Source organism: Acinetobacter sp. 22301 (assembly GCF_052045285.1).
GTDB lineage: Bacteria > Pseudomonadota > Gammaproteobacteria > Pseudomonadales > Moraxellaceae > Acinetobacter > Acinetobacter pittii.
In genome coordinates, this window is sequence record NZ_JBQEOR010000001.1 from 534575 (window position 1) to 558638 (window position 24064).

Sequence of the window (24064 nt, forward strand, 5' to 3'; positions counted from 1 at the left end):
TCATTTCGTTGTCTTTTACCCCAACCTATCTTGGGCTGTTGAAACAATTAACATAGTTTGAAGGTAATAATCTACACGTGAGTGATTATTGTCCTTATGTGAGTTATGCGCATTAAAGGCTGCATCATGAAGTTTCACAACTCGAGCGATCGGATTCAAACTACAACGAATTAAATATTCTTCGCGTGTTTCAGTTTCCCGTTTAGTTAATGCATCAACGGCATCACGGACTTCTTTTCCGAACAAACTTTCGATTTTGTATAGCGTAAGAGGTGTGTCTTCAACGCTATCATGTAGAAGGGCTGTAATAATATAAACTTCTGAAAATTGGTGCTCAATTAATGAATTGACCACACCTTTAATATGGTAATCAAAGTAATCATGAGGACCATACTTTTGACCTTGATGAGATTCTTTTGACAATTTCTCTGCTAATTCAACTTGATTTTGAGTCATTTTTTGCTCTTATCACTTTAAGTATATGACGCGGCCTAATGTGTGAGATGGGTCGCTTAAGTCATAATTTTATACTGGATAGCGACTCTTAATAACAGTAGTGTCTCTTTTTATTTACTCATTTTTAGTTGAGTTAGGACAATTCAGACTTTAAGTTTTTGAAATTTTAAACTTTACCTTAATGATATAAGGGTAGATTAAAAATATTACTTAAGAATTTCCTTAATTATGTAATTAAATGAAAAACAATAATTATTTAAATAATTTCTAGCCAATTTCACATTGACACTTCAAATATTGGAGATTACCATTTGCGGGCTGGCCTACATTGCCAGTCGGTTGTCGCAGACCGTTCTTCAAGAGCATTAAAAGATTATTCTTTTAGTGTGTATACCCTCGTGCCCCCTCTATGGCGGAACGGAGGGGGACACCTTCGGGTGTGCTGGGTCTTGAAGCCAGTCTGCGAACCCCTTTCGTTCTGCCACCATAATTCTAATGTCTTGGCAGAACTCCATCTATAAGGAGTTGGCTTTGTACATCCATTATTTCTTGGCAGCCATTGCCAAAAGCTATAACAACACAGCTTAAAACATTTAACGCTGCTTGATCGCCGTAAGGCTTTTTCAGGCTTTAGCTCGTTATTACTTAAAACTTACTTAGACAATTAAACCTTGAGATGTGCTGCGCACAGTCTTTACGGCTTTGCTATGCCTTTTTTCTCCCAAAGGCAGCGGTTTTTATATCTCATTTATATACAACAATAATTTTATAGCGGTAAAAATATGCCAAAAATAGTTCTCCCAACACGTGCAGTACAAGTCGTAAATAAATCAATTGAGTTATTTCACTACAACGGATTTCATCTGGTCGGCATCGACAGACTTGTGAAAGAGTGTGAAGTGACCAAGGCGACTTTTTATAACTACTTTCACTCAAAAGAGCGGTTGATTGAAATCTGCTTGATTGTGCAAAAAGAGCGCCTAAAAGAAAAAGTGGTTTCAGTGGTTGAATATGACCGCGACACAAATGCAACAGATAAACTCAAAAAGCTCTATCTTTTGCATGCAGACCTAGATGGACTGTATTACCTGTTATTTAAAGCCATTTTTGAAACAAAACTGACTCATCCAAAAGCGTACATAACCGCCGTGCGATATAGAACATGGCTCATCAATGAAATATATAGCCTGCTTAGAGCACTTAACACCGATGTTTCCTTTACTGATGCCAAACTCTTTTTATATCTGATCGAAGGCGTAATTATTCAGCGTTTAAGTTTGGGTGAAGTTGATGAGAGAGTGGTTGAGGTGTTTTTGAGGGGGATGGGGTAAGGGGGAAATAATTTTGAGTAGGCGACCTCAACTAACTATAAGCGTTATCCCTACTCATCGAATGGCTCCAATTGCCAATACAGCAGACACCACCTCAAATCTGATCATAGAAAAATTTTTAGTTCACAAGCCTTTGAAATAGTCAAAAATTTTGGTTGACAAATCATAATATTAGTCCTAAAACGAGGAGTAATTAATTTATTAAGTTTGCTTTCATTTGTTTATTACTTTGAACATACTATAAGCAAGGTGTTTTTAGATAGCCGAAAATGACAAAATTGGATAAAAAGGGTAGAAAGCCTACTCAAGAAAGACTTGATCTCGAGGATTCATCAGTTCATCAAGAACTAGATGATAATCTTGACTTCGTCTTAAAAATCCATGACGGACATCTTCATGATCTAGAAATATCGAGTGTTGCTAATCTATTGTCTGCACTTGGTCAAATCGTGGGTGTCAAACAAGCTAGCTTCAAAACCATTAAAGAAGGTTCGACAACTATAGCAGTAACAGTTCCTCGTGATTGTAAGGCTATAGCTATGGCTAATGTTCTTAAGGACACAGCATTAAAGCGTAAACAGGTTACTCGAATACAGAAAGAATTAAGTAAGTATGGTTTCCATAATGCTGAAATTTCGAATGGACATTTGAAAGAAAATCAGCCATATCAACCATCTCAAATTCTATATTCTGTCCCTGAACTTGATTATGAGGAAAACTTCACTCAAGACGAATCAATAGATGGGTACTTAACTCGATTGCAAAAGGGTAAAGATAATTCAGATCACATCACTATTATTTTAAATAACGGTGATGAAATCCCCGCAGAATGTTCTCATAAATTATTAGAAGAATTACATCCATACTTTAATACTAACAAATGCTTAAGATTTGAAGGCATAGCGTCATATTCATCGAAAACTAACACTTATCAATTAAAACTCAAGAAATACTCGATTACTAAATTTACTGTGATTGAAGATATGGGTCTTGATCAATGGATTGATAGTTTTAGAGCGCAGGGGGCATCTAATTGGTCTAAATTTGATGATCCTATTGCCGAGTGGCTGAAGGAGCGTCAGGATTGATCATCTTAGATACTAATGCGTTAATAACATTATTGACTGCTGACAAGGTCAGTGCTGAGTATTTAAATTTGGTTGCTTATCTTAAGCAGTGTGAACGTTTGACACAGGCTTTACCCATGCCAGCAATAGCTGAATTCATTGCTGGCGATGAAAATGAATCTAGAAGTAGTATGCTTTTAAGTCCAAATTCTAAATTTAAGAATCTGGACTTCGATGCTAAAGCAGCTTTAATAGCTGCACGTATATATAAAGATTACAAAAAGCTTCCTAAAAATCAAAAATCAAAAATCTCAGAATCCTCATCAGAAAGTAAAGGTAGATATTCAGATCTTAGGCATTGCACTTGCGAATAATGCAAAAATGATTGTGACTTGTGATAGAGGGATTAAAACTATTATTGATGCATTAGACTTATCAATTTCAGTTTTTGATTATGCTGATTGTAGTTATTTGAATGAAATGACTAAATTAGTATTTTCGGAAAATAATCATATCCAGTAAATAAGACTTTTATAAAGCTAATATTAGAACTTTAGGTAATTTAAATGTTAAAACAAATAAGCATTGAAAACTTTAAGGCATTTGCTGATCTACAAGAAATAGATTTAGCACCAATCACCTTAATTTATGGGGCAAATTCTTCTGGTAAAAGCTCTATTATTCATTCATTAATGGTACTTAAGCAATCTATATTGTTTCCTAATCTAAAAGGAGGTGTTTATTCTGATAAAAGGATATTGGATGTTGGAAGTTATTCAACTATGGTTTATTCTCATCAAAACAGCAGAGATATTGCATTTGGTTTACGCTTTGCAGATAAAATGTCGAACAAGTTCGATCTCCAAGAAAAACTATTCACAAAATTTGTTTATACATATGTTGATACTGAAAAAAATAAAAAACATATGAAAGACTCGCAAGGATATTCTTTTATAAAAAATATTTATTGTGAAGATGCTAATAGAAGAACAAATTTTGGATATTGTTTAACTAGTAAATATGATGGGAAAAGTGACTCTACCACTAGAAGCTTTACATTGAATATTCTTCCTGAATATGATGTTTTATCACACTCAAAAGAAATAATTAATAAAGATGTTCTTGCACAATTAATGGAATATTTTTCATTCAATGCAGAAGAAGAGCTTGCCATTCCTAAAGGAGCCACTATAGATGGAAGTAAATTTGTCGATTCTTTAAAAAAATTACAGGAAGATGAACTAGACAATAAACTTTTTGAAACTTTAGGTTTTCTAAGTGAAAAATTAAGTAGTCACACGAATCTTATCAAAAAAGAATTAAAGAAAATTAGTTATTTAGGCCCATTAAGAAGTAACCCTAAAAGATATTATTCGATTGATACCGAATTTGAGATTACAGTTGGTAAAGAAGGTGAGAATATTGCTTATTTCTTAAAAAGTAATAAAGAAAATTTAACAAAAAAAATTAATACATGGTTTGAAAGATTTCATATTCCTTATTATTTTAATCCTCGCCCTATTGGTGAGAGAAACTCTGAGCCGTTAATTCAAATTGAATTAAAAGATTTGAGGAATGATGTAACAGTTTCACCTTTAGATGTAGGGTTTGGTATTGGGCAGATATTACCTATCCTAATCGAAGGAGTTGTGCGTGAGGATTCTGTAATATGTGTTGAGCAGCCAGAAATCCATCTCCATCCTAGATTACAAGCAGAACTTGCAGAGTTTTTCGTAGAAACTTGTACAAAAAATCAATGGATTATTGAAACTCACAGTGAAGCTCTAATATTAAGAATTCAAAAAATAATTCGTAATAGAAAGTTAATTAATGGGAAAAGACTAAAACCCGAAGATATTTCAATTTTATATGTAATACCAAGTGATAAAGAAAATGATTATGAAGGAGCAGAAGTTATACAAATTCGCTTAGATGAAGATGGTGACTTTATAGATTTCTGGCCAGAAGGATTTTTCGAAGAACGTATTAGAGAAAAAAGATAAGAGAGTTTGTATAATGTTAACTGAATTTTCTTTAGATAATATGTTTTTTGAATCTGAGCACTTAGATAGTAAAGGTAACAATAGATCATTTATTGAAAGATGGAAAGAATATGGAGTTCTTATTCTAGCTGAAGGGCAAAGTGAAGAAGTTTTTCTTGAGAAGTTAAAGGAAAAAATCCAAAATAAAAAGATACCTGCCACTGTGTATCAGGACTGGCAAAATGCATTTTTGGATAATAAAGTTTTTTTATCTAACAAAAAGTGGGGAAATTATTGTGATTATTCTGATTACTCTGAAATTCTAGCCCTGAATGATCAATTCAAAACAGGTATCACAGAAGAAACTTCTTTCGGCTTAGTTAAATTTCTACCTAACTATATCTCATGTTGTCCAGTAACAAAGTTTGAGGTTGTCGAATTTGATGAGCATCATTCTTCCAAGAATATTCAAAGATCATATTATGAATCAAGAAGTGATATTGTTCGAGATTCTGACATTGCAGTTATTTGGAGCAATAAATTTCATACGCTTGCAAAATATTCGAAAAATATTGTGATTATTGATAGATATTTTTTTGAAAATCTTCGAAAAGATATTGGTATTAAAAAGAAAACCAGTATTGAATGTTTTATAGAGTTTCTAAAGGAATATAATAAAAAATATAATATTACGATTATATCTGTTGGCGGAAATAGTCAGAGTTGTGAAAAAAATACTATTGATACTTTTTTTGATGAGTTAAGCGATTCGGAGCATAGTAATACGTTCAATAAAATTGAGTTAATATCAAAAGGAGAAAGTTTTTTTCAGAGAATTTCTCATGATAGGTTTATTAGCTTCGATGAATTTGTTTGTACCATAGGGGTAGGTTTTGCTATTTTTCAAGGTTACTCCCTTTCACAAACTTCATTCAACATTGTCCGGGAAGAATATTCCTCAATTAATGAGAGAATAAGATTAGCCTATAAATCTTGTGAATGGAAAAAAGAATATCTTCCGAAGGATAAAAAAGCACCTTAAGGTGCTTTTTTATTATTTATGATTTTTATATTCTTTCTAATTTTTCAATAACTAACTTTGATAATATATTGGAAATTCAATATTTTAAAATTTAATAGGTAAAGATTAAAAATTAGTAAATTTTATTCAAACAATTTAGAGAAAAAATATGAAAGACATTGAAATTTTAGAAATAAATGAAATTGGCGATCATGAAGAAGGCTTATCGCTATTATTAGAAGATTCTGTAAATAACGGAGCTTCAATGATGATTATTAACTTAATAAACCAAATAAGTTTAAAATGCATTTTTAGACCGTAGATCATTTTGACATCTTTTTTAATATTTTAAATTGAGTTAGTTAGGAATAAAGATGCCAACAGTTATTGTAGAAAATGATATTTCCCAATGGGATGATTTAACAGGGGAAGTTTATCATTTTCCTAAAAGATATAAGGACTTACTCTTAACTGGTGAAAAAGTTATTTATTACAAAGGACGAATGAGAGATAAAAATTTTGAATCTCGTCGACTAAGTAAGTTTCCTCATTATTTTGGGATCGCTGAGGTAGGAGATGTTATTTCCATCAATAATGACAAAGAACTCTTAGCGGAAATTATTAATTTTAGGCCTTTTATTGAACCAGTTGATTTTCAAATAAATAATGAATATCTAGAAAAAATTCCTAAAAATAAGGAAAAGAATTATTGGAGAGATGGTGTACGAGAGATTGATGAGGATACTTACAATGCAATTATAAGCCTGGCGAATTTGGGGCCTGTTTCAGAAACAAAAACACTATTATCTAATGAGGATAGTCAAAGTTTTGAATCTGGAGTAGAAGGCAAACCAACTCTACAAATCACTACTAAGTATGAAAGAGATCAAAAGCTTAGAAAACAAGCAATTTTAATTCATGGTTATACGTGTGCTGCATGTGGCTTTAATTTTGAAGAATTTTATGGTGATTATGCGAAGGGATTTATTCATATCCATCATATAGAGCCGCTTTTTTCAGTAGGTGAAAAAGTAGTAAATCCTGAGACAGATCTAGTCCCATTATGTGCAAACTGCCATGCAATTATTCATAGAAAAAGAGATAAAACATTAACAGTCGAGGATCTACAAAAAATGATTAACAGGAATGTGGGGTAAAAATATTAATTAAATAATTTTTTTGAAAAAATAGGCAGTTGCTTTAGTTTTTGATTTACGTCGAAAAATGAGATCTTAAATTTGTCATGAGGACACCTGTAAATTAGCAGGGAATGTCGCCTATGGATTACTATTTAAGAAGTAAGGATTGGGCAGCTATATTCTTTAGGTATTTGGGTACTCTCGATATAGTAAGTTTATTAATGGCTAACAATAAATCTTGATCAATGCTATTGAAGCCATATGTGTGACAAATATTCGTACAAAGATAGTTAAATAATTGAGCCGTAACTTCAGCATCTGCTTCTGCACGATGAGCTGTGCCATTAAACTTAATATTGAATAAGTCTGCCATTGCCCCAAGTCGATAACTGGGTTGATAAGGTAAAATACGGCGAGCAAGTTTCAAAGAACAAATCAGTCCATTGTGTGATGGACTTAACTCCTGTCGAATACTTTCTGCTTTTAGGAATTTCTCGTCAAATCCTGCATTGTGAGCAAGTAAAGGATCTGTTCCAATAAAGTCCAATAGAGAAGGAATGACTTCTTCCACTAAAGGAGCATGATTAACCATATCTTGAGTAATGCCAGTCAACTTTGTGATGTAGTATGGAATATTTACACCACAGTTTATTAGTGAAACAAAACGTTCTGTGATTTCACCTTCTACAATACGTAAAGCCGCGACCTCTGTAATACGATCACCAGCCTCAGGGCTGACTCCTGTGGTCTCGAAATCAAGTACAATGATTGGCGAAACATTCATAAAACGCTTTCTCTATTAGAAATTAGGTATTAAAAGCACAACACTTTTCATCATAATAGCTTTAAGTCAAAGATAGCACTAAGTTAACTTATCTTAATATTGAAATGATATTAGTAAGTGATATGTTTAGTTGGTAGGTTATGCCGAGCACAGCCCATTTACACGGGCTTATAAAGAGTGGTCGGGTAAAACACCACAACAAGCCCGAGAGGAAATGAATAACTAAGGTTAGAACCTCTTAAAATAAGATGTGCATATGTTTTGAGTGTTCATTCATCGTTTAACGCACACTCAAAATTACTTGGGTTTTCTTTACATCTTACTTTTTTCAAAAAATTCATCATTTTAGGGTCATATATACCAGCCTTAGTTAGCTGTATACGAGCTTCACGCATCATTTTCATATAGTTTACTTGTTCATTTTTAGGAATATCCATCCAATATTTTGAAGGAATATCACTTTCATATTTAGCAATAATGCCAAATGTTCTGTTTAGTTGGCTGGCTACCCAAGTCCGCGACTTTTGCCCAAAACCTGCTGGAAACTGGTCTTTACGAATAATAAAGTTTGCTGCAATTTGAGTTAAAGGAAAACGAACAATTGCTCCTTTCTCACCTAAACCTTTGTGTAGTTCAAAAGGTTTAAATGCCACAATAGGAGCGGGCACAATATCAATTTCATGATTATTAAACTTCGCACCGGCATTGGTGACATCTACAGATACAGCCTGACCTCCAACATGTTGAACAAGCTTTGGTTGGGCTTCATCATATTTAAATACCCCAATTTTTTTACCGGCAGCCTTCGCGAGAGTATTTATACTTCTATCATTTACAAATAAGTATGCAGGGCCAATTGTGCCTAAACCTGCAATTTCATAAGGACCGACCACCATATTTTTTGCGGCCATTGGTGAAGACAACAGCTTATAGGCATTAATTGCCGTTTTCATATTTGTTAATGCGCCAACTGCATCTAAAGATCCTGTGTATTTATTAAACTGACGGCCACGTAAACCACTAATAATAGCGCCATCACACTTACCGACTTTTAAATCTTCAGCCGCAATGCGTTCATCTACATATGCTTTTAAAGATAGATCAGCTCCCCAGTTTTTAGCTTCAAGTGCATAGTCTTTGGCTAAAGCGAAAGCATCTCCCGATTTACCAATGGGGTCATACACACAAACGACTTGTTGTTTTGCATAAATAGTTGTTGTTAAATATGTGCTTGCAATGAGTAAAATAGTTTTAAAATGATCCATATTTAATTATCCATTATTTAAATTATAAAAATTATTTTATGAATCTTGCTTAGATTAGATATGACATTTAAATAAGAATTTAAAGAGAAAAGGTCAAAAGATGGCTTTATTACTACTTAATGAAGTAGAAAATTGTGCAAGAGAAAATGAAAAATATGACGGAATAGCTATTTATTATAAATACTAATACTTGGTTTCTTGAACAAGTTCTAACTTAATGGGAATGGAAATACATTTCTTGTTGAGTAATCTTAGAAAAATTAATCCGTTCGTCAAATAGTGCTTCATATACAGACAAATCTGTATAAAAAATGCTTCCACTTTGTTAAGGTTTTGTTAAAATAAAATTAAGTTGATATTTATCACGGATTGCCTAGTTTATGGTGAACTATAACAAATTTAATAAAAGTGTCTTATTTATCTGTTTATCGATTATGGGAGGATTAAGTTACGCTGCAGATCCTGATGACCCGATTCGACAGCGAATTCAGGCTGATCAGTCTACTCGTCAACAACAACGTGATACAGCGCTAGAAAAACAAATCCAGCCCAATGTGAATGTCAATCTGGGGCAAGAACAAAATAAAAATTTAGCTCAACAATTACAATATTTACGCTCTAATAGTGAAACTCCTTGTTTTGAAATTAAAAAAATACTTTTAGAAGGTGATTTAGCTCATCAATTCATATCAGATTTTAATGTGATTACGACTGGCAAGAATAATATTATTGGACGTTGCTTGGGTGTAAATGGTCTCAATCAGGCACTTGATCTTGTTCAAAACAAAATTATTGCAGATGGTTATGTCACAACACGAGTTTTGCTTCCTCAGCAAAATATCGCATCTGGCACTGTTCGAGTTCGTGTTATTCCTGGCCGAGTTGATCAGATTAAGTTTGCTGAAGGTACTTCTAAACGTGCTCATTTATGGAACGCTTTACCGATGAAATCGGGTGAGCTTTTAAATATTCGTGATATGGAGCAAGGCTTAGAAAACTTTAAAAGAGTACCTACGGTTGAGGCTGATTTTAAAATTCAGCCAGCAGAACAAAAAAATGAACCGGGCTATAGTGATGTGATTCTTGCATGGCAACAGGCTAAACCTTATCGCTTACATGTGGGAATTGATGATTCAGGTTCTGATGCTACTGGAAAATACCAAGGTACAGCGACCTTGTCACTTGATCATGTGTTGACTTTAAATGATTTGTTTTATGTTAGTTATAATCATGACTTAGGGGGTAGTGGTTCTGGTAAGCATGGTACAGATGGCTTTTATGCAAGTTATACCATTCCATTTGATTATTGGTTATTTTCAACCAGTTATAGCCGTTCTAACTATTTACAAACAGTCGCCGGAAGCAGTGAGACCTATCAATATAGCGGTAAAAGCGAACTTATTAATGCAGATTTGTCCCGAATTATTTATCGCGATGCACACCGTAAAACTGCCGTAGGTTTTGGTGGCTGGTATCGTGAATCACAAAACTATATCAATGATGTTGAAGTAGAAGTACAACGCCGAAAAACGGCGGGATGGAAAGCAAGTCTCGATCATACCGAATATTTTTCTAATGCCACTTTAAGCGGTAATGTGACTTATAAGCGTGGTACAGGCTGGCTTAATGCAATGAGAGCACCAGAAGAAGATTTTGGTGAGGCTTATACACATGTAGGGATTTTACAGGCCAATGCCAGTTTACAAGTTCCTTTTAAAGTAGGGCAACAGAACCTGCAATATCTTGCAGAATGGCGTACCCAGCACAGTAATAAACCTTTAACACCGCAAGACCGCTTCTCGATTGGAAACCGTTATACCGTAAGAGGTTTTGACGGTGAGCAAACGTTGTTGGCAGATAATGGCTTTTTAGTTCGCAATGAACTGAGTGGCTCAATCATGAATAAACCACATTCATGGTATGCCGGTATTGATTATGGAGAGGTGGGTGGAAAAACCGCGCATTATCCAAACCCTTTACCGGGTACCAGTTTATTAGGTGCAGTTGTGGGATTGCGTGGACAAATTGTCCCTCTGCATTTGAATTATGACGCTTTTGTCGGAGCACCGTTGAAAAAGCCAGATCACTTTGAAACGGATGATTACACGACTGGATTTAGCGTGAACTGGACCTATTAATTTAAGTTCAAAGGTCTAGGACGCAATTAATTGTATTAAAAAAAGATTTAGTGAGATTTTAAAATGAATAAGAACCGTTATCGTATTATCTTTAGCCATGCTCGCGGTATGTTTATTGCTGTTGCCGAGATTGTAAAAAGTAAAACTAAGCAAGCAGGACAAAGTCAGGGAACAATGGAAACAGGCTCAATAACGTCTTCTGTTTCACCTATTCATTATAAAAAACTAAATCCGCTTAACTTTGCCGTTATTGGTTGTTTAGGGGCATTGGTGATCAGCTTACCAATGAGTAGTGTTGCTGGAACGCAGATCATTGCAGACAAAGGTGCGCCGACATCACAGCAGCCAACTATTTTAAATAGTGCCAATGGAACAACTCAAGTCAATATTCAGACCCCAAGTGCAGGTGGTGTTTCGCGGAATACCTATACGCAGTTTGATGTTGGTCAAGAAGGTGCGATTTTAAATAACTCGCGTAATAACACTCAAACCCAGATTGGTGGATGGGTACAAGGCAACCCATGGCTTGCAACAGGTGAAGCCAAAGTTATTTTGAATGAGGTAAATAGCAGTAACCCAAGTCAACTTAAAGGTTATATCGAAGTTGCCGGAAAACAGGCTCAAGTCGTGATCGCAAACCCTTCAGGTCTAATTTGTGATGGCTGTGGTGTGATTAATGCAGACCGTTTTACTTTAACCACAGGCCAAGCGGTAATGAATCAAGGTTATCTTGAATCATTCCGTGTCCGTGAAGGGCAAGTTACGATTGAAGGTAAAGGCTTAAATGGAAGCTTAACACCTTATACAGATATTTATGCGCGTGCCTTAAAAGTCAATGCTGGCTTGTATGCAAATGAATTGGGCACGGTACTTGGACAAAATGACATTCAAGTCAAAGACCAAGTTACTCCTCAAATTAAAGCAACTACAGGGTCAACATCTACACCTCAGCCGAACTTTGCCTTAGATGTGGGCCAACTTGGTGGAATGTATGGTGGTAAAATCTTTCTAGTAGGAACAGAGCAAGGATTAGGTGTTCGTAATGCTGGCTCGATTAACAGTACCCAAAGCAGCCTTACCCTGAATACAAATGGTGATCTGGTCAATAGTGGTAATTTGGTTGCAAATAAAGATCAGGTGCAACTTAAAGCTCAAAACATTCAGAATACAGGTAATATCAGTAGTGCAACTTCACAAATTTCAGTTGAGAGCCAAAATTTAAATAACTCTGGTCTAATCAGTAGTGCAGATGAGTTACATCTCCAAAACCAGAATATTGTTAACAATAGTGGTACGTTAAATGCTGCTCGAATAGCGATTAATTCTAAAAATCTAAAAAATAGTGGTTCTATCGAACAAACAGGCATACAAGGGCTTGATTTAAAATCAGGCTCAATGACAAATCTTGGCGGTAAAATTGGAATTGCTAAGAGTAATACTGGTGGCGGTACGGGGGGATCTACAGGTGGAAGTGTTCCGACGGTCCCAACAGATCCATCTAAAGATGGTGGAAGTTTAGGTGTTGTAACTCCAGTAGATACAACTCCAAAAACTTACGATACTGGTCTTATCCATGTGTCAGATGTGCTGAATAATGATCAAGGTGCAATTGTTGCTAATGGTGGTGTAGATTTAGACAGCCAAAATGGTTTAGATAACCAAGGCGGCCAACTTAATTTAGGTGCTATCAATATTAAAGGAAATAGCTTTAATAATAACCAAGGTCAGCTTACTGTTAAAAGTGCCAATATCCAAACCTCAAGTTTTACTAACCAGCAAGGCCAGCTTGCTTCTAATAGTACTCTTAATATTCAAACTCAGTCTGCCAACAATAAAGGCGGAAAAATCCAGTCAATTGGACAGCTTGATTTAGCTGTAATTGGTGAGTTGAATAATGTTGATGGACAAATTGCTAGTGGAGCAATTGTCAATGTTAATGCAAGTGATTTGAAGAACCAGTCAGGTGTCGTGTATTCAGAAAACCAAGCTGTAAATATTAAAGCGAATAAAGCGGTTGATAATACTGAGGGGCTCATTCAGGCTAAAACCAATTTAAATTTAGATAGCCAATCACTTAATAATACATCAGGACAAATTGTTGCAGATCAAATTAATCAGAAACATGTGACGGTTAATAACAATCAGGGATCTATCGCAGCTCAGCAAAATTTAAACAGTATTGCTCAGCAGTTTGATAATACTCAAGGTCAGATTCAAGCTAAATCAATAAAGTTACAGCATGATCAACTTAAAAACACTGGTAGTGTTTATGCAGATCAAGATTTAACGATTACAGGACAAAATACTCAGAATGCTGGTACTTTGGCGGCTGGAAAAAATGTCCAAATTACCAGTTCAACTTTAGAACATAGTGTAGATGGATTGATTGCAGCAGGCCTAGATCGTGAAGGCAAATTAGCTAATGCTGGTAATGTTTCAATTAGTTCAGATCAAGTCGGTTTACATGGACAAACCTTAGCTGGCGGTAATTTAAAAGTACAAGCACAAAGCAATATTGATGCGGCAAAAGGGCAATTGCAGGCACAAAATATTGAACTAGGGAGTGTAACTGGCAACATTTCCACACAAGCTGGAAGCGTAGTTGCCAAAGATCAACTCAAACTAGTTAGCCAGAACCTCATTAATAATCAACAAGGGCAATTAAGTGCTCAAAATATAGTGCTGAACGCCAAACAACTTGATAATAGTCAAGGTAAAATTCAGCATATTGGGAACAATGAATTTACCCTAGGTTTTGTAAACGGTTTAAATAATAAATCAGGTGAAATTAGTAGTAATGCATCTTCAATTAACCTGAACACATCTGCTCTGAATAATGAAGCTGGAAAGATTATCCATGCAGGGAGTCAGCAACTGAATATCACTGCCGATCAATTGCAAGGAGCACAAGGCCAGATTCTCAGTAATGGACAGCTATTATTGAAGGGTGGACAAGTTGTATTAGATGGTGCAACTACTTCGGCGAATCAGATCAATATCTCTGCGGATAGTTTGAGTCATCAAAAAGGTCAAATGGTTCAGCGCGGTACATTAAAACCGCTTACCTTAGCGATTAAAGATCAATTGAATAACCAATTAGGTTTTATTCAGAGCCAATCGGGTTTACAGCTAAAAACAACTACGCTTAATAATCAGGGTGGTCAGTTAAGTTCTGCTCTTAATTATGATGTACAACTTGATGTGGCAGCCTTACTCGATAATAGTCAATCAGGCAAAATTTACGCAGGTCAGAATGGCGTTATTCAAGCTGGTTCTATTGATAATAGTTTAAGTGGACTCATTTCTGCACAAAATGCATTAACTCTGACCAGCTTGGGAATCATTAATAACCAGTCTGGTAAAATTGTGGCGAATCAAGATGTCACTCTTACTTCTAATGGCCTAGACAATAGCAGTGGCCAAATTGGTAGTAGCCAAGGCATTGTAGCGATTAATGCAGGATCTGGTGTAGTTAATAATACTTCTGGAACTCTACAAGCTGAAAAAGATTTAACTGTAACTGCTGACCAGATTAATAACCAATCTGGTCTTATGAACAGCCAAAGTTCACTTAGTTTAAGTAGTCGTAAAGATGTTAATAATACATCTGGACAAATCATTGCTAAACAAGATGTGACTACACACAGTCAAGGTTTGACCAATAATTCAGGACAGATTGGTAGCGTTCAAGGCAATGTCTCATTAGATGCAGGTTTAGGCGATTTGAATAATCAAGCAGGTAAAATACTTGCTGCTCAAGATCTGACTTTAAGCGCTCAAAATTTAGATAATCAGTCTGGTCTTATCTCTGCTCAAAAAAAATTGGCATTAAAAGTTCAGAAATTAAACAACCTTAAAGGTCAAATTCAAAGTGGCGATGCCATAGAAATTACGGGACAAAGTCTGAATAACCAAGGTGGTTCAATTGAGACAAATGCTGATCTTACTTTAAATATCAAAGGTGCATTAGATAACAGTCAGTCAGGCAAATTGACGGGCAACACTACAGAAATTACAGCAGGCTCAATAAATAACAGTAATAAAGGCCAAATTAATGCTACAGATACCTTAACTGTTTTATCGCAACAAGGAATTAATAACCAAACTGGGGTGATGGCCGCGAATCAGAACGTTTCTATTCAAAGTCAGGGCTTGGATAATACGTCGGGGCAAATTGGTAGTGTTCAGGGTTCATTAACCATTGATGCTCAAAAAGAAAAATTATTAAATACTTCGGGTTCACTTCAAGCAGGAACGAGTCTGAAAATCACGAGTGGTGGCTTGAATAATGATTCGGGCACTATTCTTGCGCTTACCGATAATACAATTACAAGCACGGGTGACATCAGCAATAAAGCAGGGAAAATTGCATCGAATGCTCATACCACAATTACAAGTCAGAATTTAACTAATCAGGCTGGAACGATTCAGTCAGGTAGTGGTTCAGCTTTAGATCTGGTAATTAATGGAGCATTAGATAATAGTCAAGCAGGCCAATTACTGAGTGGTGCTGGTTTGAATCTGAAAGTGAATACTTTAGATAATAGCCAGCAAGGGCAAATCAGTGCGCAAGATGCACTAAATATCATCAGTACAGGACTCATCAATAACCAAGCAGGTACTTTGGTTGCAAACCAAAATGTAACTTTGAGCAGTAAAGGTTTAAATAATAATCAGGGACAGATTGGCAGTATCCAAGGCGGATTAGTTATTGATGTTGGAGATCAAGCTCTCACCAATCAGTCTGGCGTATTACAGGCAAAAACTGATTTAACAGCAAAAGCCTTATCTGTAGATAATACAGCTGGACACTTCAGCGCTCAGGGTAAAATTGATTTAACTAGCCAAAAAAATATTAATAATACCCAAGGTTCAATTGTTGCTGATCAAAACCTCAATATCCATAGTCAAGGTTTGATTAACAATCAAGGGAAGCTGGCAACGCAAGGTAATTTAACTGTTCAAGCGGGTACGCAAGCGTTACAAAACCAAGCCGGTATTATTCAATCTGGACAAGATATGTCCGTGATAGCTGCCTCAATTGATAACTCATTATCAGGACAGATTAATGCACAAGGTAGTGCAACCTTACAAAGCACAGGTCTTTTGAATAATGAAACAGGTGTTTTAGCAGCGGGACAGGATCTTACGCTTAACGGTAATGGTTTAAATAACGCCAACGGTAAAATTGGAAGTGTGAATGGTGCATTAAATATTAATGTAGGTTCTTCACTTTTAAATAATCAATCTGGATCATTGCAGTCGTCTGGCGTAATTGATCTTAAAGCGGGTGGTGTAAATAACAAATTAGGCAAAATTACATCATTAACGGCAATAAATATAGATAGCCAGAAACAGGCATTCACGAACCAACAAGGTACGATCAGCTCAGATCAGATTTCAATTTTATCTGGTCCATTTAATAATGATCAGGGCCTTGTGCAGGCGAAAACGTCACTTGTGCTTGATACCAACGGGCAGAATCTGGTGAATACCAATAGTGGTACACAAGGTGGATTACTTAGCCAAGGTAATCTCACTTTAAAAAATCTTAGTGCTCTCGACAATACGCAAGGTTACATTGCAAGTGGGCAAAATTTAGATTTAAGCGCGAATCAGGTTATTAACAACAAAGGAACCTTGCTTGCAACCCAAAACCTGAAATTACAAGGGACAGGTCAAAAACAACTGCTAAATAACCAGTCTGGACAGATTTTGTCGATGGGGGATATGCAGCTGACCATTGAGCAGATCAATAACCAAGGTAAATTAGTTGCAACAGACCCAGATAGCCATATCATGGCCACAGGGCAGCTAGATCTTGTCACTCAGCAGTTAGATAACCAAAATACCTTTACTGATAGTACGTCTGTTCAAGGTATTGATGCTGGTAATCTAAACTTGAGCGCCCAAACCTTGAATAACAAGTCTGGTGCAATCCGTAGTAACCAAAATGCTGTACTTAATATTAGCGGGCAGTTGAGTAACCAATCTGGTGAAATCAGCGCCGTTAAACAGCTTAATTTACAAGGCAATCAGCTTGTTATTAATAACCAAAAAGGCAAGTTGCTATCAGGCGAAAATTTAAATATTACAGCTCAATCGCTTACAGGTGATGGTCAGATTGCAAGTTTGGGCGATGCGAATATTACTCTAAAAGAAAGCTTTAAGCAGACTCAAGAAGGTCAATTACAGGCAAATAACAATCTTAGTTTAAGTACTGCTGCGGATATTACCAATGATGGCAAAATCAATGCAGGCAATATTTTAAAACTAAATGCAGCCAATATAACCAACAATAGCAATGCTCAGATTGAAAGTCACGATACCCAGATTGAAGCTCAAGACCAGATTAATAACACTGGGCTGATTAATGGTGATTACACCACACTAAAAGCAAATACTGTAAATAACCAAGGTACAGGTCGTATCTATGGTACAGATCTTGCGATTAGCGCTAACACTTTAAATAACTTGCCAGATGTTCAAGGTAAGGCTCCTGTTATCGCTTCACGAGGTGATATGAACCTTGGTGTGGGAGTGTTAAATAATCTGGCAAATACACAAGATTATGCGAGCCAGGCACTTATATTCAGTGCTGCAAATTTATATTTAGGTGGTGCTTTAGATGAGAACAGTAAAGCGACTGGTCAAGCCAGTGTGGTTAACAATGAGAGCGCGACCATTGAATCTTTAGGTAACATGCGCTTATCTGCTGCACAGATTAACAATATTAATAAGCATTTCATAACCGATGATAATGTTGAAGTATCACGTATAGATGGCCTAGAAAAATTCTGTAATGCCTGGTGTACCTTTGACGGTCAATATGATGGCGGTAACTGGTTTGAAGACTGGATGAGATATACCTATAGTGAAATTACCTATGAAACCAAAGCCCTTGAATCCGCTCCGGGTCAAATTAAAGCAGGCGGAAATCTGGATCTAAGTGGTGCACAGGTATTTAATGATAAGAGCCAAATTTTAGCTGGAGGTGAGCTTATAAATTTGGGAGGCGCTATTGTTTCCGATAATGGCATAAAAGGGACTAGGAAGGTTGTAGATCGAGGGACAGTATATAAACATTGGGAATATGAAGGTGATTGGGAAGGACCTTTTGAAGTTTCAAGTGAAACAACAATTGATGTGCCGATAGGTCAAGTCACCGATCATTATGAGTTGAACCAAACGAATCAAGATATTACGGATGTTTCTAAGAGTGCTGGTGGCCCAATCACTAATGCACAGATCAAAACAACTCATGTTAATGATTTAACAGCTACATCTAATACAACTTTTGTTGAGCAAGCAGGTGTTGCACAAAATAAAAATTTACAAGCAGCAGGTCAAACTTCTGTAAAAACTGATGTTCAAACTTCAGGGCTGAATGGAAACTCATCTAACATTCAACAAAAAGACAATACCACTCAAATCTCTGTTTTGGACCAATTACAAGGTCAAAAAGCTTCTCAAGTTTCAGGTGTCTCCACTTCAGATCAGGCCACTGCACCAGATCAAGCGGGTACTGGGGAGCAACTCGAAATTCGTACCATTAATAACAACAATATTAAAGTTGCCAATAACGCCTTGTATAGAACAGGAGCTGATAGTAAAGCAGGTTATCTCATTGAGACTGACCCGAACTTTACCAATTACAACAAATGGTTGTCTTCAGACTATATGCTGAATGCTTTAGGACTTGACCCTGCGCTGCAACAAAAACGTCTAGGTGACGGTTTTTATGAGCAGCGTATGGTGCAAGACCAGATAGCTAACTTAACTAGTTATCGTTTCTTGGAAGGTTACGCATCGGATGAGGAACAATATAAAGCCTTAATGAATAACGGGGTGACTTTTGCCAAACAATATGGCTTGCGTCTGGGTATTGCTTTAAGTGCTGCACAAATTGCGCAATTGACCAGTGATATTGTCTGGTTAGTTGAAAAAGACGTGACTCTACAAGATGGAACGAAAACTAAGGCGCTTGTTCCGCAAGTCTATGTAAAAGCACGTGTGGGTGACTTAAAGGGAGACGGTTCTTTACTTACGGGTAATAGTGTTAACTTTAAGTTAAACGGCGACTTACTGAATGGTTCAACCATTGCAGGTCGAGAAGCCGTTCAGATTACTGCAAATAATATTAATAACCTGATGGGCCGTATTCAGGGCAATACCGTTGATATCACCACGAAAAAAGACCTTAATAATATTGGTGGTCAAATCAGTGCCAAAAATGCAATGGCTGTTAAAGTTGGCGGTAATCTCAAAATTGAGACTACGACAAGAACATCGACAACCCAGGTAGGTGGCTTTGGTTCAAGTACAACAGGAGTGGATCGTTTTGCTGGGCTTTATGTAGGTAGTGGCAATAAGATTCAACCGAATAAGGCAACTCTAGTCGTTGATGTTGCTGGAAATACGGTTCTGAAAGCTGCAGAACTCAATAATAGCAACGGCGCAGCGGTGATCAATACAGTAGGTAATGTTGACATTGGAACCGTACAAACGGGTTATAAACTTACAACTTACCGTGATGCACAAAATCATGCGACTAGCCAGAAAACCCAAGATGTCGGTAGTCAGCTGAATAGCAACGGCTCATTATTGTTAACTGGGCAAAATATTAAAGTACAAGGTTCGGGTTTAAATAGCGTACAAGGTACGACTCAACTCTCCGCTGTTAATCAATTAGATATTGAGGAAGGCCGTAAGACTAGCCAGTTTGATCGACAGTGGTATGAGAAACATAAAGGAACTTTAGGCAGTAAGACAGATACTGGATTTACTCATGATCAATCTAGTGAAGCGATAGCAAGTACGATCAGCGGTAAAAAAGTTCTACTCGATGCAAATAATATCAATATTCGTGGTAGCCAAGTCGTGTCGAATGAATTGACTCAAATTCAGGCCAAAGAAAATGTGAACATTACTGCTGCACAAAATCAATATTCAAATCAACAAGAGCAGACTGTCAAAAAATCAGGATTTAAAGCGAGCCTTTCTGATGGCGTGGCAAGTGTAGGTTATGGAAAATCGAGCTTAAATACAAAAGAGGATGGAAAATCTACAACCTTAACTCAAAGTGTAGTTCGTAGCCAAAAAGGTGATACGACAATTATTGCTGGTAAAGATTTGACCACTGAAGCAGCTATTTTAGATGCAGGAAAAGACCTCAATCTAAAAGGTGCAAATGTTAATTTAAATTCAGCATATGCAACCGATGAGCAACATTCAGAAGTTCATAGTAAACAGTCTAGTATTTCGGTTGGTGTGACCTACTCTCCAGCGATGGCCGCTGCCTCTGCTTACAAAAACAGTATGAACAATGGTCAATTTTCTGATAGCGCCGTTGGTCAGGTGATGGCCCAAGGTGAAGCTGTACGAAAAGCATCTATGGCTGCGATGACACCAGTTACTATCCAAGCTGGTAGCAATAAAATAAATCAGGTCAGTAATACATCCAGCACTCAAGCTGTAGTCACTCAAGCTACCGCTAAAGGCAATTTAAATATTATTGCAACAGAAGGGAGTATTAATAGCCAAGGTGCCGAGCTTTCTGCCGAAGGCGATGCATTATTGCATGCCAAGGAAAATATTAATCTGGGTATTGCCGAGAGTCATTCAGAGCAAACTGCTGACCGTAAACAAAGTGGTTTTAGTATTGATAACCGTGATTGGGCTGCACCTGCTGGAACATTCAAAAACAAAAACCAAGGTGATGGTCGTAGTACTCAAACGACAGGAACCCAGCTTTCGGTGGGTGGAAAAACAACCCTACAAACTGGGGAAGGCGATATTAATATTATCGGTAGTTCAGTTGCCTCAAAAGGTGATGTGAACCTTAATGCTGCTCGTGATATCAATATCAAATCGAGCCAGAACAGCCAAAGCCAAAGTGAGCAGAGTTCAAACAAAGGTATTGGTAGTGCGCAGATTTCGGATACGGAGCAGTTCTATGGCTATATGAATGGTCAGAGCCAAAGCAATAGTAAAGGTGTTGAACAGCACCGCAGTCAAGTGGGCAGTTTAGAAGGCAATGTCAATATTCAGGCAGGCCGTCAATATACCCAACAAGTTGCTGACGTTGTTGCTGCGAAAGATTTAAATATTAAGGCGCAAGACATTCAAGTTTTAGAAGGCCATGACACAGGTAGCTCATCTGAAAATAGCAAAGACTTAAAAATCGGACAATTTAGCCGTGTGAGTTCACCACTCATTGATTTGTTGAATGCAGCAGATAAAGCGAAAAACAGTAAAGCAGATGACCGTACCCAAGCATTACAAGCTGTTGCAGCAGGTGCTCAGGGTTACCAAACCTATAGTGATATAAAAGGTGGCGCACTATTTAAAGCTGAATCTGGTATTGGCTTTAGTACCAATAAAAATCAGCAAAATAGCAACTATGCCACTTCGCAACAAAACAACTTAAAAGCTGGTGGCAATGTCAACTTAACCAGTACTCATGGCGATATTCATCTTCAAAATACACAGGTGAAGGCAGAAGACAAAATCAATCTAGATTCTTCAAAAAATATTATTCTGGAGTCAGGTCAAAGCCAAAATAAAGCTGATGGTAAAAACAGTAATGCGGGCTTAAGTGTTGGTGTTGGTGTTTCTGTTGGTGCGCAAACAGGTGCTTACATTTATGGTGAGGCTGGTTTTGGTAAAGGTAGTAATCATTTAGACAGTAATACACATAGCCAAACAACTTTAGATGCAAAAAATATCAGCTTAACGAGTAAAGGTGACACCACACTACGTGGAGCACAGGCAAAAGCAGATCGGATTGAGGCAAATGTAGGTGGTCAGCTTAAAGTTGAAAGTTTACAAGACACTGTTGAGCAAAATACCAAACAAACTGGAGCGGGTGGTCGCTTGCAAGCTTCGTTTGGTACAGCTTGGCAGGCATCTGGTAATTTTAGTAGTAGCAAGGCTTCGGGTGATTCGAATAGTGTTAACCAACAGTCTGGTTTATTTGCTGGAGACGGTGGTTATCATGTAAAAGCAGATAGTGTTGATTTAAAAGGTGGTGCAATTGTTTCAACTGCAACTAAAGATAAGAATGATCTGACCACGAACCGTTTAACTTTTAGCAATATCGAAAACCAAAGCCAGTACGATGCGACTACAGTCAGCTTATCTGGAGGTACAAGTTTAGGTAAAGGTAAATCAACTGGAGATAGCAAAGCATCAACACCAACCAATAATGACAACTGGCGTAATGCAACCAGCTTTAGCCCAAGCCTGCCACAGCATGATTCTGACAAAGACAGCAGTACCACTTATGCGACTTTAAGTGCAGGTAATATTACGGTAGGTGGAAAGTCGACTACGGTTGAGCAATTGGGTATTCATAGCGATGCAGCAACAGCCAACAGAGCGGTTGAGACTTTGCCGAACTTACAAACTATTTTAGATAAGCAAAAGACAGTAGCAGATGCGACGTCAACAATTGCAGCGGCATCACGTACCTATGCCCAAGACCAGATCAAGAATGCAGCAGCAGAAAAAGAAACGATTGGAAAGCAGATTGCCAGTCAATTAAGTCCAGAAGAACAAATTAAACTCAAAGAGATGTCTGCGTCCGATAAGGATGCATATTTAGCGCAATACGGTGTTTATGATGCAGCGCTTGCCAATGAAAAAGCAGCAACCCAACAATGGGGTATGGGAGGTAATAAAGGACGTGCCTTGAATGCTGTTACAACAGTGATTACAGGCGCACTTGGTGGGCAAACTGATATTCAGGTTGCAGCCAATGCACTTGCACCGTATGCAGCACAGCAGATTGGCGAGAAGTTTGGTCATGGTGAGGACAAGAATAAAGCTGCACAATTAGCAAGTCATGCAATATTGGGTGCAACACTAGCTTACTTAAATGGAGGCAATCCAGCTGCTGGCGGTAGTGTCGCAGTTGCGAGTGAGGCAGCGGCAGATTACTTTGCGAATCAATACAACGATGGCAAAACCGCTATTAACCCTGAAACAGGGAAGTTTGATGCAAACTTATTACCGGAAAATGTTAAATCAGGTATTCGAGATTTAACGGCAGCGATTGGCGCAGTTGTTGGTGGTACAGTTGGAGATTCAGCATCGAATGCACAGTTGGCGGGTGTGATTGGGCAGAATGCGGTTGAGAATAATGAATTTTCGATCATTACTAAGGGAGTCGAAAAGAAATTAGCTGATAATAAAAAGGAAAAAGAAGCGCAAGCTCACTTAAGTTGTCCAAAGGGGCAAAGTTGTATGATTCCAATACCTGAAAAGAGCTTGGGTGATAAGGCTTTAAATGTCATCAATAATATGACACTTCGTCAACTTGCCGCAGTGGCAGGTGCAAAATATGATCCTTTGACAGGTGAGGAAATTACACCAAATGAAAGGCAGTTAGCTAAAGCCTCAATGTTAGGATTAGGATTGACCAGAACTGTTTCGGGAGTTACACGATTAACTGATGATGCATTGATTGTAATTGAGAAAAAAATTGTTGAATCATTATGGGGTACATGGAATCAATATCCAAAAGTATTGATTAGTACACCGAATGGACAGCAAGAATTTGCTAATATAGGTGGTCGACTTTATTCTCAACATGCTGTAGCACGAATGCAGCCAAGTTATCAGAGATATTCTTCTGGTGTAGCTGAGGGTACCCTATATAATACAACAGGGAAACCGATACCAGGGATCACTTCTTATGATGGCAGAGAAATGATTAGAGGTAGATCAATTTCACCTAATTATGTTGAAGATATTATTAAGAATGCATCGCCAATCAAGCAGCAAAATGGAAACTGGTCATATAAATCTGGTGATTTAAATGTGATTTTAAGTCCAGATAGGAAGCGTGTAATCACTATTGTGACAGAAAAAGAGTAGTT

General features: G+C 37.1%; 11 protein-coding genes and 2 pseudogenes. 10 read left to right on the plus strand and 3 right to left on the minus strand.

The window, feature by feature from the left end; all coding sequences use genetic code 11:
- Positions 1-15: 15 nt before the first annotated feature.
- Entirely contained in the window at positions 16-456 is a 441-nt protein-coding gene (locus ACTJJH_RS02495) for an HD domain-containing protein (protein WP_347750200.1), read from the minus strand.
- A 782-nt stretch (positions 457-1238) separates the two neighbouring features.
- On the opposite strand from ACTJJH_RS02495, the gene ACTJJH_RS02500 reads away from it, so the two are divergent.
- The 7 genes and pseudogenes from ACTJJH_RS02500 to ACTJJH_RS02530 all read left to right on the plus strand — a co-directional run bounded on the left by ACTJJH_RS02500 (position 1239) and on the right by ACTJJH_RS02530 (position 7014).
- Positions 1239-1787, plus strand: a complete 549-nt coding sequence (locus ACTJJH_RS02500; RefSeq protein ID WP_407587085.1) for a TetR/AcrR family transcriptional regulator — start codon at positions 1239-1241, stop codon at positions 1785-1787.
- Positions 1788-2056: 269 nt separating this feature from the next.
- Positions 2057-2875: a hypothetical protein gene (locus tag ACTJJH_RS02505; protein ID WP_062849525.1), complete on the plus strand. Its 819-nt coding sequence runs from the start codon at positions 2057-2059 to the stop codon at positions 2873-2875.
- Entirely contained in the window at positions 2872-3228 is a 357-nt protein-coding gene (locus ACTJJH_RS02510; protein WP_440600676.1) for a type II toxin-antitoxin system VapC family toxin, read from the plus strand. The genes ACTJJH_RS02505 and ACTJJH_RS02510 overlap by 4 nt, the downstream gene beginning before the upstream one ends.
- A 192-nt stretch (positions 3229-3420) precedes the next feature.
- Positions 3421-4857, plus strand: a complete 1437-nt coding sequence (locus ACTJJH_RS02515) for a DUF3696 domain-containing protein (protein WP_272232194.1) — start codon at positions 3421-3423, stop codon at positions 4855-4857.
- 13 nt (positions 4858-4870) lie between these two features.
- Positions 4871-5878 (plus strand): hypothetical protein, encoded by a 1008-nt coding sequence (locus ACTJJH_RS02520; protein WP_440600677.1) that lies wholly within the window; start codon positions 4871-4873, stop codon positions 5876-5878.
- A 148-nt stretch (positions 5879-6026) separates the two neighbouring features.
- Positions 6027-6125: pseudogene (locus ACTJJH_RS02525) on the plus strand (GNAT family N-acetyltransferase); the annotation flags it as partial.
- A gap of 106 nt (positions 6126-6231) precedes the next feature.
- Entirely contained in the window at positions 6232-7014 is a 783-nt protein-coding gene (locus ACTJJH_RS02530) for an HNH endonuclease (RefSeq protein WP_440600678.1), read from the plus strand.
- Between the two features lie 130 nt (positions 7015-7144).
- On the opposite strand, the gene ACTJJH_RS02535 is transcribed toward ACTJJH_RS02530, so the two are convergent.
- Positions 7145-7780 (minus strand): 3'-5' exonuclease, encoded by a 636-nt coding sequence (locus tag ACTJJH_RS02535; RefSeq protein WP_440600679.1) that lies wholly within the window; start codon positions 7778-7780, stop codon positions 7145-7147.
- A 130-nt stretch (positions 7781-7910) separates the two neighbouring features.
- Between ACTJJH_RS02535 and ACTJJH_RS02540 the strand changes: the two are divergent.
- Positions 7911-8006, plus strand: a pseudogene (locus ACTJJH_RS02540) (hypothetical protein); the annotation flags it as partial.
- Positions 8007-8049: 43 nt separating this feature from the next.
- On the opposite strand, the gene adeT1 reads toward ACTJJH_RS02540, so the two are convergent.
- Positions 8050-9045: a putative multidrug efflux protein AdeT1 gene (gene adeT1, locus ACTJJH_RS02545; RefSeq protein ID WP_440600680.1), complete on the minus strand. Its 996-nt coding sequence runs from the start codon at positions 9043-9045 to the stop codon at positions 8050-8052.
- A gap of 380 nt (positions 9046-9425) precedes the next feature.
- Between adeT1 and ACTJJH_RS02550 the strand changes: the two genes are divergently transcribed.
- Positions 9426-11183, plus strand: coding sequence for a ShlB/FhaC/HecB family hemolysin secretion/activation protein (locus ACTJJH_RS02550; RefSeq protein WP_014206788.1), 1758 nt, complete (start codon positions 9426-9428; stop codon positions 11181-11183).
- Between the two features lie 63 nt (positions 11184-11246).
- On the plus strand, positions 11247-24062 hold the full coding sequence (locus tag ACTJJH_RS02555; protein ID WP_440600681.1) for a hemagglutinin repeat-containing protein: 12816 nt from the start codon (positions 11247-11249) through the stop codon (positions 24060-24062).
- Positions 24063-24064 lie beyond the last annotated feature (2 nt).